Source organism: Synechococcus sp. PCC 7335, assembly GCF_000155595.1.
In the GTDB taxonomy this organism is placed as follows: Bacteria; Cyanobacteriota; Cyanobacteriia; order Phormidesmidales; family Phormidesmidaceae; genus Phormidesmis.
In genome coordinates, this window is the sequence record NZ_DS989905.1 from 126,932 (window position 1) to 141,789 (window position 14,858).

Genomic DNA, 14,858 nt, shown 5'->3' on the forward strand with positions numbered 1-14,858 from the left:
ACCCTTACAAACAAACCCTCTAGAACAAAGCTACGGCTGAGGGAGCTGACAGCTGCCCGCATCGAAACTGTAGGCCGTCAAATCCACTGGCACTGGGTTTACTTGCCAAATTTTTTGACAGTACTCTTTGACCGCGCGATCAGAAGAGAACTGGCCACTGCGAGCGCTATTGAGAATAGACATACGACACCAGCGATCGCGCGTTGAATACGTCTGACTTACCTGTGCTTGAGCCGCTAGATAGGAAGCATAATCAGCCAAAAGTAAATAAGCATCTCGCCCGAGCAGCTCATCTACCAAGGGCCGAAACAGATCGCCATCCCCCTTAGAAAAATAGCCCGATGCAATCAAGTCAATTGTTTCTTTTAGCTCTAGGTCTTGTTCATAATAGTCGCGCGGTCGATAGCCCTGATGCCGCAGCGCCTTCACCTCATCGACCGTCATCCCAAACAAAAAGAAATTGTCAGCTCCGACCGCCTCTCTAATCTCGACATTAGCGCCGTCTAGGGTGCCAATTGTCAGCGCCCCGTTCATCGTAAACTTCATGTTGCCTGTCCCAGACGCTTCGTAGCCAGCGGTAGAAATCTGTTCGGAAAGGTCGGCGGCAGGATAGATCTTTTGACTGTTGGTGACATTGAAGTCGGGTATGAAAACAACTTTTAGGCGATCGCGCACCGCCGGATCTCGATTCACCACATCAGCTATAGACGTGATGAACTTGATCATCAGTTTGGCCATATAGTAGCTAGGGGCCGCTTTGCCCGCAAAGATGAAGGTGCGCGGGGGCATATCCAGGTTGGGATTTTGCTTGAGGCGATTGTACAAAGTAATGATGTGTAGCCCGTTGAGATGCTGCCGCTTGTATTCGTGAATCCGCTTGACTTGAATATCGAATAGAGACTGAGGATCGACGACCAGGCCAAGCTGCTGTTCTATTTGCTTAGCCAAATCTTGCTTGGTTGCCTGCTTAGTGCGCTGCCAATTGGCCCGAAAGCCTACGTCTTCTACAAACTCTTCTATTTGAGCAATATCTTCTAAATGCGTAATCCAGCGATGCCCAATTTTGCGAGTAATCAGATCTGACAGGCGCGGATTGTTCAGCACGATCCAGCGGCGGGGGGTAACGCCATTGGTCACGTTCTTGAACTTCTCTGGAGAGAACTCGTAAAAGTCTTTGAGTGTTGTTTGTTTTAGCAGGTCGGTATGCAGCGCCGCTACGCCGTTGATCGACGAGCTGCCCACACAGGCAAGATGAGCCATTCGCACATAGCGCTCGCCGCTCTCGTCAATTAAAGACATTCTGGCCAGTCGCTCGTTGTCACCTTTACACCAAATGCGGATAGTCTCCAAGAAGCGGGCGTTGATTTCATAGATGATTTCGAGGTGTCGTGGCAGCAGCGTCTCAAAGAAGCTGACTGGCCACTTTTCTAGCGCCTCTGGCAGCAGTGTATGGTTGGTATAGGCAAAAGATTGCTGGGTGATCGCCCAAGCGCTCTCCCAATCGAGAGAATGTTTATCTAATAGCAACCGCATCAGTTCAGCAACTGCGATCGCCGGATGGGTATCGTTGAGTTGAATTGTAAACTTCTGCGAAAATTGTTCAACTGGGAGTGACTGCTCTGCCAGCATTCGCAGCATATCCTGCAAAGAACAGGACGCAAAAAAGTATTGTTGTTGTAGCCTCAGCTGCTTGCCGCCAATCTTTTCATCGTTGGGGTAGAGCACCTTACTCAGATTCTCAGAAGCTACTCTGCTGTTGACTGCGCCGTAGTAGTCACCCCGGTTGAATGCACCCAGGTCAAAAGACTCTGGTGCCTCTGACTTCCACAGCCGCAGCGTATTCGCCGTATCGACCCGATAGCCCAATACCGGCGTATCGTAAGGAACGCCCCTCACTTCCCACCCCGCCACCCAGCGGCGGCGCTCATTGCCCTTGTCATTGCCCTTGTCATCAATAAAGCATTCGGTATGGCCGCCAAACTTTACCGGAACGGCCCAGTCAGGCCGCACGATTTCCCAGGGATTGCCAAAGCGCAGCCACTTATCAGCAATTTCGACCTGCCAACGAATTTGTCAGGACTGAGTAGCCACAATTCACCTGCTCATCAGTAGTGTGATCGCACCTACCCCTATTTCTGTTTAGGAAGCTTGGAACAGATCTTCCAATTCTTCAACTCCCTTCAGTAACTGCGCTCTGCGATCGCCAAGGCACACGAATTCTGCCATTCGGCTACGAGGCCTCAGGAAGTTGCCAACTTCATCGACTGCTCTGCAAAATCTCTGCGCAGCCTCAAACTCACCGAACCCCAGGGTTGGATAATAGCGGCGTTTGATGCGCCGATGACTTTGTTCAACTGGATTGGCTGTGCAGGGGCGGACTTCATGCTGAACTTTCTCACCTAAGTCTTCTTCAATCGCCCGTGGGTAAGATGCTAAGCCATCGGTCGCGACCTTGTCAGGAGCGTCCTCGTGCAGATCGATGGCTTGAGCAAAGAAGGCTTTGGTGCCAGCCATGTCGCGAGTTTTGCTAAGGCGAACGTCTACCAGATTGCCATCTTCATCAATGCCTCGGTAGAGGTAGCACCACTGCCCACAGACTTTCACGTAAGTCTCGTCAATCATCCATAATTTGCCGACTTTGCCCTTTCGCTTTGTTCTAATCTGCTCTGTAAAATGAGGTAGGAAACGTTCCTCCCAATCCCTTGCAGTTTCGTGGGTAAACTGAAAGCCTCTAAGCAAAAAGAACTCAGCCACATCCCGATAGCTGAGCTTATAGCGGACGCGGCAGAGCAACACCTGGAAGATAATGTCTGTTGGGACTTCCACAAAATTAAATGGCGTATCTGTGCGCTGATTGAACGTCCGGCGACAGCGTTTGCAGCGAAACATGGTATAGCCTAGATGGGTTTTGCGCTGGAGCTGCGAGATATGAGGCGAGTGGCAATGCGGACAATCCATGAGGTAGAGGTAGAGCTGATCGCACCTAGCCTATCAGCTGGCCGAATCCTTTATTTTGGCTACTCAGGGCTGACAGTATCGTCTGTTCAGCTTGCCAAAGGTCGTATGCTTGCTGCATATCCAACCAGCTTTCAGCAGTAGTTTTAGTGGCGATGCTAAGCCTGTATGCCACGTCAGCATCAATAGGACCAGCGGAGGCATTTGGCCAGGAAGTTACGGTTCCGCTTGAAACCTTTGTGTACAGAGAATTTTCAAGGCTCTTATTGATTTGGCTGTTTGCTCCGTACAACAACTAATCTTTGATTTTTATGGCTTTCAGAAAAGTTATTGAGCGGAAAATTAGGGGTTCCAGGACACCAATGGAAAGTAATCTAGTCCGATTTCAGTCTCTCAACTCATAACCGTAACTTTTTGCGCGTATGCCCCCGCTAGTCCAACTTTCCTTGTATTCATAGCTATTCAAGCTCCTTTCTATAATTGTAGATAAGACATCAAGGTGGGGTCATCGGCTATCTTGCGATTGTCCATACAGTTCATCAAAGGCTTCTTCCATCTTCATATCGAGGGCGTGATCGCTATACCGAGCAAAGACGCGATCTGACTTAATCCTGACCAACCGCTTCGCCAAAATACTATCCATTCCCTGCGCCACCAAAGACGTTGCACAGGTATGCCTGAGACGATGGGGATGAACATCTTCCAGCTCACTAGCCGCAGCCAACTCCTTAACCAAGTCATAGATGCCACGATAACCCAGTCGCTTGCCTCTGCTGTTCCTAGACAAGCTAACCAATAAAGGAGACTCAGGCGTCGTGGCCATGCCCTGTCTTACCAGCCAGCCTAAGTAGCTATCTAAAGCCATGATCGCCTCCGGCTTCAAAGGCACCTTACCGTCACTACCCCACTTCGCACCTAGTACATGGACTCGTTTTCCATCGTAGTCTTCAATATTGAGCGCACTCACCTCGCCAGCCCTAAGCCCATGACTGAGTAGCTGCAAGATAGCAAGGTCTCGAACCTCAGACTCCCCTCTGTAGTTCAGTCCATCGAACAGCGCATCGACCTCAGCTTCATCTAAGTCCTTCGGTGGCTTCGGTGCGTCCTTCAACTGCTCAATGGTTAGTGTAGGATTGCGTGAAATATAGTCTTTCACCGTCAGCCACTTGAAGAAGCTCTTCAGCGAGTTAATCGACTGATTGATAGTCGCAGGCGACAGCGAACCACCCCGCTTACTCGGTAGCGCCTTCAGATGCTGCTTATAGCGGTCGATATCGCGGTGAGTCACCTGCTGCCAGGGCTTTTTCACCCACTCATAAAACTGCCGCAGCTGCCGCTCGTATACTTTGCGCGTGTTCTCAGCCAGCTCACGCACCCGCAAGAACTCTTCTACCCGCTGCCAGTTCAAGTCAGCTGGCGGCGCGGACGGCGGCACCGCGGGCTGACCGACCTCGATGAATTTAGGCTGAGGAACCTCACGAAGCATCGAAAAACCACTCCCTATATTTCTAGTTCGCTATGTCACTGTGCGCGATCGCCTATCAATACACCCGTCAAATGCATAGCATGTTCAACTTCAACAGGCATAGCTAGATAAAAGCCATGGCTTCCTCTAGATTCGAGACATCTGTAACTACGGCAAAACTACTCTCGCTCAGACTCGATGCCTGAACGCCGTTGAGAATAGCAATAGTCTCGCTTGTACTCACTACGCCTAGTACGGTACTGCCGCTGTCTTGAGAGATGGCCAGCTCAGCAAAGGTGAGTTCACCCTCTACCAGACCAATGCGGTCGATGTCGACTTCAAAGTCGAGGAGAGTGTCGGTGCCGTCGCCAGCGCCGAAGACGAACAGATCGCTGCCGCTGCCATCGGAGAAGTTATCGCCAACTAGCGTATCGTTGCCAGTGCCACCGAAGAGGATGTCATCACCATCATCGCCCCAGATGAAGTCATTACCGGCGTCGCCAATGAGGATATCATTGCCTGCTTTCCCGCCGATGCGATCGCTGCCGTTACCGCCAAAGATGATGTCATCGCCACCGCCTTCATTATCCTGAGGCTTGCGGCTGTTTGCGTCACCTCGAAGGATGTCGTCGCCATCTCCTCCGAAGAGAATGTCGTTACCCGCTTTGCCAGCAACGGTATCATCACCTCCAAGTGCATCAATGCTATTGGCCAAAACATCGCCAATGAGCGCATCGTTACCGCTGGTACCGAAGCGGGTATTGGCGGGAGAACCATCGGTCTTAGACGCCTGACCAAAAATGACATAGCTCTCGCCGGCAGCAGTGTTTCCATTCGGGTCGGCATTGGGTGCGCCGATAATGAGGTCATCGAAGCCATCGCCATTGACATCGCCCACACTACTGACTGAACGGCCAGATGCGTCACTTCTATCGATACCATTGATAGTAAAGCCGTTGCTACCATCGAGAGTCGAAAGCTCCAGACTAGATGCAAAGCCGTCCCCGGCCCCAAACACCACATAGCTCTCGCCAGCAAAAAATCTTCCATTCGGATCGGCATCGGGTGCGCCGATAATGAGGTCATCGAAGCCGTCGCCGTTGACATCGCCCGCACTACTGACTGAACGGTCAGAGTAGTCACCGTCATCGATGCCGTTGATAACAAAACCATTGCTACCATCGAGGGCCGAAAGCTCCAGACTAGGTGCAAAGCCGCTCGCAGCGCCAAACACCACATAGCTCTCGCCAGCACTAATGTTTCCATTTGGGTCGGCATAGTCTGCGCCGATAATCAGGTCATCAAAGCCATCGCCGTTGACATCGCCTGCACTACTGATTGAACGGTCAGAGTAGTCACCGTCATCAATACCGTCGATGACAAAGCCGTTGCTGCCATCGAGGGCCGAAAGCTCCAGACTAGGTGCAAAGCCGTCCCCGGCCCCAAACACCACATAGCTCTCGCCAGCAAAAAATCTTCCATTCGGATCGGCATCGGGTGCGCCGATAATGAGGTCATCAAAGCCATCACCGTTGACATCGCCCACACTACTGACTGAACGGCCGGAGTAGTCACCGTCATCGATGCCGTTGATCACAAAACCATTGCTACCATCAAGGGCCGAAAGCTCCAGACTAGGTGCAAAGCCGCTCGCAGCGCCAAACACTACATAGCTCTCGCCAGCATCAAGTCTTCCATTCGGGTCGGCCAGGAGTGCGCCGATGATGAGGTCATCGAAGCCATCGCCATTAACATCGCCCGCACTACTGACTGAACGGCCGGAGATATCATATGCATCGATGCCGTTAATCACGAAGCCGTTGTTGCCATCAAGCGCCGAAAGCTCCAGACTAGGAGTAAAGCCATCCGCAGCACCAAACACTACATAGCTCTCGCCGGCATTAGTGTTTCCATTTGGATCGGCAAAACGTGCGCCGATAATCAGGTCATCGAAGCCATCGCCGTTGACATCGCCCGCACTACTAACTGAATAGCTAGAGATATCATATGCATCTATGCCGTTAATCACGAAGCCGTTGTTGCCATCAAGCGCCGAAAGCTCCAGACTAGGGGTAAAGCCATCCGCAGCACCAAACACCACATAGCTCTCGCCAGCATCAAGTTTTCCATCCGGGTCGGCATTGGGTGCGCCGATGATGAGGTCATCAAAGCCATCGCCATTAACATCGCCCGCACTACTGACTGAACGGCCGGAGAGGTCAAAGTCATCAATGCCGTTGATCACAAAACCATTGCTACCATCGAGGTCGGCTAGATTCAATGCTGCGTTAAATCCTATGTTGCCATCGATAGTCACTGTGACAGTGGCTCTGCCTGTTACTGTACCGTCACTGAAGGTGTAGATGAAGCGATCACTATCGGTCTCGCCATCGCTAAGAGCTTCAAACTGACCGTTCGGATCATAGACGAAGCTACCGTCTGCGTTCAGGGTAAGTAGCGCTCCAGAAAACAGGGTAATCTCACCGCCCACATTGGCTGCCGCGCCGTTAACGGCAGTGACCATGAGAGAATTGCTATCAACATCGCTGTCGTTGTCTAAGACGTTGCCACTAATAGGACTATCTTCATCAGTGGTGACGATATCATCCGCTGCTGATGGTGCGGGCCTAGCCAGCTGACCGAAGATAACATAGCTCGCGCTAGCATTGTAGATTCCATATGGGTCGGAATAGCTTACGCCAATAATCAGGTCATCGAAGCCATCGCCGTTGACGTCCCCCGCATCACTGACTGAATAGTCGAAGCGGTCACTTGCATAAATACCGCTGATCACAAAGCCATTGCTGTCATCGAGAGCCGAAAGCTCTAGGCGAGGCGCAAAGCCGCCTTCAGCCCCGAACACCACATAGCTCTCGCCGGCATAGCCTGCACCAATAGTCAGGTCATCGAAGCCATCGCCGTTGACATCACCCGCACTACTGACTGAACTGCCGGAACGGTCATCTCTATCAATACCTTCGATAACAAAGCCGTTGCTGCCATCGAGGGCTGAGAGTTCCAGACTGGGCGCAAAGCCGCCCTCAAACCCAAACACCACATAGCTCTCGCCAGCACTACGGATCTCATTCGGGTCGGCGTTGGGCGCGCCGATAACTAGGTCATCGATGCCATCACCGTTGACATCACCCGCACTACTGACTGAACGGCCAGATGCGTCACCGTCATCGATGCCATTGAGAACAAAACCGTTACTGCCATCGAGGGCTGAGAGCTCTAGACTAGGCGCGAAGCCCTCTTCAGAACCAAACACTACATAGCTCTCGCCAACATAAGTGTTACCGGAGGATGCACCGATAATCAGGTCATCTAAGCCATCACCATTAACGTCACCCGCACTACTGACTGAACGGCCGGAGCTATTAAAGGCACCGATACCATTGAGAACAAAGCCGTTGCTACCATCGAGGGCTGAGAGCTCTAGACTAGGCGCGAAGCCACCTTCAGAACCAAACACTACATAGCTCTCGCCAGCCCTATTGTTTCCATTCGGGTCGGCACCGGGTGCGCCAATAATCAGGTCATCGAAGCCATCGCCGTTGACATCACCCGCACTACTAACTGAAGAGCCGGAGCTGTCACCGTCATCGATGCCATTGAGAACAAAGCCGTTACTACCATCGAGGGCTGAGAGCTCTAGACTAGGCGCGAAGCCACCTTCAGAACCAAACACTACATAGCTTTCACCGACCCTACGTTTTCCATTCGAGGTGGCACCGGGCGCGCCGATGATTAGGTCATCAACGCCGTCGCCGTTGACATCGCCCCCACTGCTGACTGAAGAGCCTCCAATACCGTTGATAACAAAGCCGTTGCTGCCATCAAGGGCTGAGAGCTCTAGACTAGGCGCGAAGCTATCCTCGGCCCCAAATACCACAAAGCTCGCGCCGACATCGGGTACGCCGATAATCAAGTCATCGAAGCCATCGCCGTTGACATCGCCCCCACTACTGACTGTATTGCCAGAGCTGTAACCTAAGGCAATACCGTTGATGACAAAGCCGTTGGTGCCATCGAGGTCGGCTAGATTAAATACTGCGTCAAAACTCATGGGCCTAGGTTCCTCGATCAATAGGTCGCTCAGTTATCTCTACCCGCTGCCAGTTTAAATCAGTAAGTGGCGTAGGCAGCAGCAATCATATGGATATGTCACAGATTCGCTTTCAGCGTCTGATTGCAGATCGAGGCATCTGTGTTCACTACGATGTGGCTGAGTTTAAAGAAGATATCGAGCAACTAAAGGTGCAAGGACTACTTTGATCGTTGTCAGCGATACGTCTGCGCTCAGCGGGTTAGCCATCGTTGGCAAGCTCTCTTTGCTACAAGCTTTGTATGGGCAGATAGTAATTCCAGAGGCGGTAGCGTGTGGACCTAGACGCGGCGGTCAAGACGAGCCGAAAATTTCTCAATTGCTAACGCTAAGCTGGTTAGAAATTCAGCCTTCGACAAATTACCGTCTAATAGATGAGCTACAAGCGGTTCATAAGTTGGATAAGGGTGAGTCGGAGGCGATCGCACTGGCGCTGGGGTTAGATGCAGATGCGCTGTTGATTGATGAGCGTTTAGGTAGATGCGAAGCAAGTCGTTTGGGCCTTTCTATTACTGGAATGCTAGGTATTTTGTTAGCAGCAAAAAAGCAGGGACTGGTTGGTGTAGTTCGTCCAACTGTAGACGCATTAATTCGTAAGGCTGGGTTTCGGATCAGCAGTCAGCTCTACAGAGAGGTTATGGTCGCTTCGGGAGAGGAGACTGAGTAGATCGAACTGCGAGGTCATCTTTTACTCTAACGACACCTCCCAAAGATGAACAAGAGGTGATTCTCAGAATACTGAGAGAACACAAAAAGTATACAAGGTATTTTGAGTCCGAATTAGAAGATATCTCAACCGACTGCAGACAACTCGATCAATCCATCCTCGCTAAAGCCTTCCGAGGCAAACTCATCCCCCAAGACCTCAACGACGGTAGTCCTAAAGCAGTAAGGAGGTATTGTAGTGATGAATAAAGTACCAGATAGCGCCGATATGGTTCTCTAATTTCTTGGAAAACGATAGTGACTTCCTGACGAGCCTTGAAACTCGTTGTCTCAACGTACAGTTGAATCGCTCGATATGGTTGGTTTGACCGCTGTTCTTGCTAACTGCACGATGTCGCTTACTCGGCAAAACGATTTCATACGCTTGTCTTGGTGCGCGTTCCCTAGCGCCGCAAAGCGACGCGGGGTCGCACCGCTCCCAAAAGTCAGTGTAGCAAACGGCGCACTGACGATAGACAGGTGGTAAGCAGGCCCAAAGAGAACGCGCACCCTCACGGTTACGACCACCAATATGCATGCCGATGGTCTCTCGAGTATCTCGATTAATCGCTAACCAGATCCACTGTTTATTGCTTTTGCTGCCAACAAACGACCACGCTTCATCGCACTCCAGTGTTAGCGGCCCTTTTTTGGGGCTTGTCTTTGCCTGACGGGGCACATCGGCGTATTCCTCGCTCGCATACTGCTGCAGCCAGGGCTCTGAAACCTTCGCTACTCTGGCAATGCCAGCCATCGATAGCCGCTCTAGCAAGAGGTCATCAATCAGGGCTTTAGTGGCATCACTAATCCGTTTTTGTTGAGGGTCTTCAACAAACTGCGGTGCGACCCCGCGTCGCTTTGCGGCGCTAGGGAATGCGCACCAAGACGACGGCCACAGTCTCGGCATTTATGGTTCTGCTTCCCGGTGTGAATTTTACCGTTCTTAACCACTTGCTTTGAGTGACAAGCAGGACAGGTCGGCTTGTGGTCTACGATGAGCCAGAGTGGATAGCAGCATCGTCTTAATTTTATCCTTTTAGGACTACCCTCAACGACGAACCCGCTACCACCCTCTTAGAGCGCATCCGTACCGAACGCGAAAAACTTGAAGTCACAAAGAAGAAAAAGAAACGCTCATCCCACAAGAAAGCTAAGTAAGCTTATAGCAAAAAGCTCACCTCACTAATATGATTATGAATTCAACGAACAACTTACTAACTCGTATCACTCAAACGCCTGGTCAGTGCGGCGGTCGTCCTTGCATTCGAGGCATGAGAATTCGGGTCACCGACATCCTTGAAATGCTAGCTGAGAACGTCAACACAACTGAGATTTTAGAGGATTTCCCAGACTTAGAACTAGCAGACATTCAAGCGTGCTTACTCTTTGCAGCCAAACGCACCGACTTTCCTAGACTGACCGCATGAAAATTTGGATCGACGCTCAGCTACCTCCAATTCTAGCTAATTGGCTGAAGGCTCGATTTAGTTTGGAAGCTTTTGCCTTAAGAGAACTGTTGCTTAGAGACGCACAAGACATCGAGATCTTTGAAGCGGCAAGAGCTGAGAGCGTTGTCATCTTGACGAAAGATAGTGACTTCATTGATTTAGTCTGCCGTCTAGGGCCCCCGCCTCAGATTTTATGGCTGACCTGTGGGAACGTCACAAATCGCAACCTGAAACGGTTGCTTCTAAACACTCTGCCTGATGCATTGAAAGAGCTGCAACAAGGAGAAACGATCGTAGAGATTAGCGACAACACATAAACTCATTGAGTAGATGCTACCTGCTCGGTCTATGCAATCGTACTCAACCCTGTGAGCAACCGCTAGCTCTCGATCCGTTGGCTCATCGCTGCTCGATAATCTGAAGCGCTCTCTTTTTCTTATGTAACTAACGTGAGTTCGGGTTAAGCCGCAGGGAGCAGTTCCCACTCCATATGGAGTGTAGGCTTTTTCGGTTGATGGCAATAAGCAATCAGGCCACAGATGATATTCGCCCAACAGTTGACGGGACTGCGATGACGAGAATGCTCAATCTGTGAGTATTAGGCGACAGTGACATAGGCGGGTTGTAAAACCGGGTTGTCGTGTTCGGTTAGAGCGAAGTGAGACCGACTAGCAACGGCAACTTGCCGAAAAGCCAAGAAAAAGACACAGGTAGATCTCCTACGAAAGAGAGCTATGTTCTGTGCCCAAAGCCATTCACTTATACCAGAAGAGAGCCTATATGAACGCGAGGAAGCTGGGGCTGACCCAGTCGGCATCGCCGACGATAGCTAAAATATCAGAGCGCACGGGCCAACGGATTGATGCAGATCGCCACCGTTCCAACCGGGGCGTTACGATTGCAGCGCCGCAGCGCCGAGACCCTTTAGCAGAGGTCTGGAAGCGAGAACTAGAACCGATACTGTGCCGGGAACCAAGACTAAAGCCAACCACGTTATTCGAGTATCTGCAAGAGCAGTATCCGGGCGAGTATCCGCAAGTACTGCGGACGTTGCAGCGCCGAGTGCGAGAGTGGAAAGCGCTGCACGGGCCAGAGCCAGAAGTGATGTTCATGCTACGTCACGAACCAGGGGTGATGAGACTCTCGGACTTCACCAAACTAAAGGGAATGGAGATCACCATTGGCGGCGAGCCGTTCGAGCACCTGATCTACCACTACCGTTTGGCCTACAGCGGTTGTCTTGGTAGGCATTCCCTAGCGCCGCAAAGCGACGCGGGGTCCTACCGCTGGCAATATGCGCAAATTATTCAGGGTGGTGAGAGCTTCGTAGCCCTATCCGAAAGGTTGCAGAATGCGCTAGCAGCTAGCGGTGGGGCACTGAAGGAGCATCGCACTGACAGCCTAAGCGCGGCCTACCGTAATTCGGGTGGACATCGCACCAAGGAACTAACGCGGTTCTACGATGACTTGTGCGAGCACTACCGGATGGTGCCGACGAGAAACAACAAGGGCAAAGCGAATGAAAATGGTTCAGTCGAAAGTCCACACGGTCATCTAAAGAACCGGATCAAGTAGGCCATCTACCTGCGCGGCAGCAGCGACTTTGCCAGTATTGCCGACTACCAAGCGGTGATAGACCAAGCTGCTGCTGGACTGAACCGACAGTGCCAGGACAAGTATGAAGCCGAGAAAGCGGTGCTGCAATCGCTGCCCAAACGTCGAGTAGCCGACTACGAGATTCTCAGCGCTAAGGTGAGCTGTCATAGCACGATAGACGTGCGCTGCATTCTCTACAGCGTACCGTCCAGGCTGATAGGTCAGCGCATCGAAATTCATCTCTATCATGACCGTCTAGTCGGCTACTTTGCCCGGCAGCAGGTATTTGAACTCACCCGAATGCGGGCTAGTGGTAAAGGACAGCGACGCGGGCGTTGTATCGACTATCGGCATCTGATAGGCGGACTGAGAAAGAAGCCACGTGCCTTCATCTTTTGCAAGTGGCAAAGCGACTTGTTGCCGACCGCTGAGTTTCGTCAGCTTTGGCAGCAATTGAAGGCGCAGTTCGAGCGCGACCAGGCGGCTGTGCTGATGGTCGAAGCGCTCTACATCGCCGCCACCTATGACCAGGAACAGGCCGTTGCAGACTACATGAACAAAGCGCTGGCACAGCAGCAGTTGACGCTGAGACGTCTACAGCAACAGTTCATCCCTAGCTCAGTAGCCGCCTTACCACCGATAGAAACGCAACAACATTCGCTCGATAGCTATGACCAACTCCTCAGCAGCGCAGACGACAACAGTAGCGACACCACAGAAAGCAACGACAGTCAGCCCATATCAAGAGCTGAGTAGTCTGCTCAAACAACTCAAGCTCACCAACATACTTACCCACTGGGAAGCTACCGAGAGCCAGGCTTTACAGCAACAATGGTCTTACGCACAATTTTTACTCAGCTTGTGCCAACAAGAGGCAGACAGAAGAAACCAAATGCGGCTAAAAAGAGCAAAAAAGGAAGCGCAACTGCCCGCCGTAAAAAGTTTAACCAGCTTTGAGTTCGAGCACTGCCCGAGCTTCAATCCAGCGCCCTTGATGCAGTTAGCTGATGACGATAGCTGGCTTGATAGTGCCACCAATTGCTTACTTTTCGGGGCGAGCGGGGTGGGAAAAACGCACTTAGCTCTTGGGTTGTCGCAAGCCATGCTAGAGGCCGGACGGCGCGTGAAGTTCTTCAATGCACTGGAGCTAGTCCAACAGCTTCAGCAAGATAAACAACAACTGTTGCTACAGTCCAGACTGAAGAAACTTGACCGCTTTGACCTGCTTGTTCTCGACGACTTGGGCTATGTGCAAAAGTCTGAGGCCGAAACCTCTGTTTTCTTCGAGCTGATTGCTCATCGCTATGAGCGCAAGAGCCTACTCATCACGGCCAATCAGCCGTTTAGCAAATGGGACAGCATTTTCCCTGACTCGATGATGACGGTCGCGGCCGTTGACCGATTGGTGCATCACGCGGTCATTTTCGAGATTAAAGCTGAGAGTTATCGGCAGCAACAAGCCGCTGCTCGCAATCAGAACTAATTGACGCCAAAAAACACTTATAGACCTCGATAGCTTAAAAGTAATCACCGACTGTCATTTAGATCGCCATCTGTCGTTCAGATCGCCATCTGTCATTTAGATCGCTTACTGTCGTCTCATTGTGAGTCTTGACAGGCGCTTACTCGCGGCACCAACTCGACAACCTCCTGTCGTCTACTCGCCTATGTCACTTGACATTTAATACTGCCTAAACAGCCACAGGTAGAACGCGAGATTAAACGTCTGTTCAAGGTATTCAATAACAACACGCTGTCCCGCTATCCGCTCGGCGGTCGCAGGTGAGTACGTCAACGAAAACGGTACTCGCTGTATCGTCACTATCGTTTCTATGAACGACTGCATACTGCTAGGGAAGTCGGGGAGGAAGCGTTACTCGGCTGAGGTGAGACGAGCCTGGGACGGGTTCGACTGCCCGTATGGCAAACCTGAGCACTTGTACGAGCCACTTTTTGCGAACACCTACACGGCCTGTGGCCAGCAATTCGAGTTCGTTGAGGGCGGTGATATTCTCTGGGACTTAGCGCACGATCCAATAACCTACAGTCAGGTCGTTGGCAAAGGTGAACTCTTTGGGGTTGAAGTCGCTACGCTGAAGTCGCTGATCCTGGCTCGACCTCAGCTCAAAGCAGAGTACAACCACCTAAGGAAAAACGACCGGAAGGTACTTACAGATGTGGCCTATCTACGCTATCGCAGCCCGCAGCTGGTAGCACTACCTAATCTGTCAGCGAAGTCATAAGCACGACTCGTTCGACTACCCACTCAAGCGAGTTGCAGTAATCTTATGTAACTCAGGAGCTTTTAGATAAGTAGGCTTAAGTTACATAAGATTACCGTGCTGGTTGAGAGCGTGAACTGATAAAAACGCATCTACAAATCGTAGCGATAGGCACTACCCTCTTACTCAGAGACAAGTTCTGTAAACATCTTGAGACAGCAAGGGTATAGAGTGTGGCGCGATCACTACAATGGGTGCTGTTGATTGCGATTATCTGCGTTATAACGGTTGAAGTTTATAAGCCTGTTCTGAAGCCTAGAGCTGTACAGTCAGTATTGACGCCGCCTGTTGTGGCGGTC

The 14,858-nt window shown here is 51.3% G+C and carries 12 protein-coding genes and 3 pseudogenes; 9 read left to right on the forward strand and 6 right to left on the reverse strand.

All coding sequences use genetic code 11. The annotated features are described in order from the left end of the window. Positions 1–30: 30 nt before the first annotated feature. A pseudogene (locus S7335_RS20370) lies at positions 31–2,064 on the reverse strand (glycogen/starch/alpha-glucan phosphorylase); the annotation flags it as partial. Positions 2,065–2,139: 75 nt separating this feature from the next. After that, on the reverse strand, positions 2,140–2,889 hold the full coding sequence (locus S7335_RS20375) for an IS6 family transposase (RefSeq protein WP_006457764.1): 750 nt from the start codon (positions 2,887–2,889) through the stop codon (positions 2,140–2,142). 12 nt (positions 2,890–2,901) lie between these two features. Between S7335_RS20375 and S7335_RS28535 the strand changes: the two genes are divergently transcribed. Beyond that, the gene (locus S7335_RS28535; RefSeq protein WP_198011487.1) at positions 2,902–3,099 is read left to right on the forward strand and encodes a hypothetical protein; all 198 of its coding nucleotides are present in this window, start codon (positions 2,902–2,904) and stop codon (positions 3,097–3,099) included. 361 nt (positions 3,100–3,460) lie between these two features. On the opposite strand, the gene S7335_RS20385 is transcribed toward S7335_RS28535, so the two are convergent. Together S7335_RS20385 and S7335_RS20390 are read right to left on the reverse strand one after the other, a co-directional pair. Continuing rightward, positions 3,461–4,441, reverse strand: a complete 981-nt coding sequence (locus S7335_RS20385) for a tyrosine-type recombinase/integrase (RefSeq protein WP_006458341.1) — start codon at positions 4,439–4,441, stop codon at positions 3,461–3,463. Between the two features lie 103 nt (positions 4,442–4,544). Next, on the reverse strand, positions 4,545–8,489 hold the full coding sequence (locus tag S7335_RS20390) for an Ig-like domain-containing protein (protein ID WP_006457754.1): 3,945 nt from the start codon (positions 8,487–8,489) through the stop codon (positions 4,545–4,547). Between the two features lie 89 nt (positions 8,490–8,578). Here S7335_RS20390 and S7335_RS28025 point away from each other — a divergent pair, with 89 nt between their 5' ends. After that, complete coding sequence (locus S7335_RS28025; RefSeq protein ID WP_006458346.1) at positions 8,579–8,698, forward strand: UPF0175 family protein; 120 nt, start codon at positions 8,579–8,581, stop codon at positions 8,696–8,698. Further along, positions 8,695–9,195, forward strand: coding sequence for a DUF3368 domain-containing protein (locus S7335_RS20395; protein ID WP_006458039.1), 501 nt, complete (start codon positions 8,695–8,697; stop codon positions 9,193–9,195). Before S7335_RS28025 ends, S7335_RS20395 begins: the two co-directional genes overlap by 4 nt. A gap of 213 nt (positions 9,196–9,408) precedes the next feature. On the opposite strand, the pseudogene S7335_RS20400 reads toward S7335_RS20395, so the two are convergent. Further along, positions 9,409–10,229 (reverse strand): annotated as a pseudogene (locus S7335_RS20400) (IS1 family transposase). Positions 10,230–10,426: 197 nt separating this feature from the next. Here S7335_RS20400 and S7335_RS20405 point away from each other — a divergent pair. Together S7335_RS20405 and S7335_RS20410 are read left to right on the forward strand one after the other, a co-directional pair. Next, complete coding sequence (locus S7335_RS20405) at positions 10,427–10,660, forward strand: DUF433 domain-containing protein (RefSeq protein ID WP_038019613.1); 234 nt, start codon at positions 10,427–10,429, stop codon at positions 10,658–10,660. Then, complete coding sequence (locus tag S7335_RS20410) at positions 10,657–10,998, forward strand: DUF5615 family PIN-like protein (RefSeq protein WP_006458298.1); 342 nt, start codon at positions 10,657–10,659, stop codon at positions 10,996–10,998. The genes S7335_RS20405 and S7335_RS20410 overlap by 4 nt, the downstream gene beginning before the upstream one ends. A 143-nt stretch (positions 10,999–11,141) precedes the next feature. On the opposite strand, the pseudogene S7335_RS28970 reads toward S7335_RS20410, so the two are convergent. Further along, positions 11,142–11,273 (reverse strand): annotated as a pseudogene (locus S7335_RS28970) (IS982 family transposase); the annotation flags it as partial. A 188-nt stretch (positions 11,274–11,461) separates the two neighbouring features. On the opposite strand from S7335_RS28970, the gene S7335_RS29555 reads away from it, so the two are divergent. The 4 genes from S7335_RS29555 (at position 11,462) to S7335_RS20425 (ending at position 14,520) form a co-directional block, all read left to right on the forward strand. Next, positions 11,462–12,256 (forward strand): DDE-type integrase/transposase/recombinase, encoded by a 795-nt coding sequence (locus S7335_RS29555; RefSeq protein WP_006458193.1) that lies wholly within the window; start codon positions 11,462–11,464, stop codon positions 12,254–12,256. A gap of 54 nt (positions 12,257–12,310) precedes the next feature. Beyond that, a complete protein-coding gene (locus S7335_RS29560) occupies positions 12,311–13,033 on the forward strand; it encodes a hypothetical protein (protein WP_071777033.1) in 723 nt (240 codons plus the stop codon). Continuing rightward, positions 12,948–13,760, forward strand: coding sequence for an IS21-like element helper ATPase IstB (istB, locus tag S7335_RS20420; RefSeq protein WP_083785156.1), 813 nt, complete (start codon positions 12,948–12,950; stop codon positions 13,758–13,760). Before S7335_RS29560 ends, istB begins: the two co-directional genes overlap by 86 nt. Before the next feature lie 349 nt (positions 13,761–14,109). Next, positions 14,110–14,520 carry a hypothetical protein gene (locus tag S7335_RS20425; RefSeq protein ID WP_157620599.1) on the forward strand — a complete coding sequence of 137 codons (411 nt, stop codon included), beginning with the start codon at positions 14,110–14,112 and terminating at the stop codon, positions 14,518–14,520. The last annotated feature ends 338 nt before the right edge of the window (positions 14,521–14,858 follow it).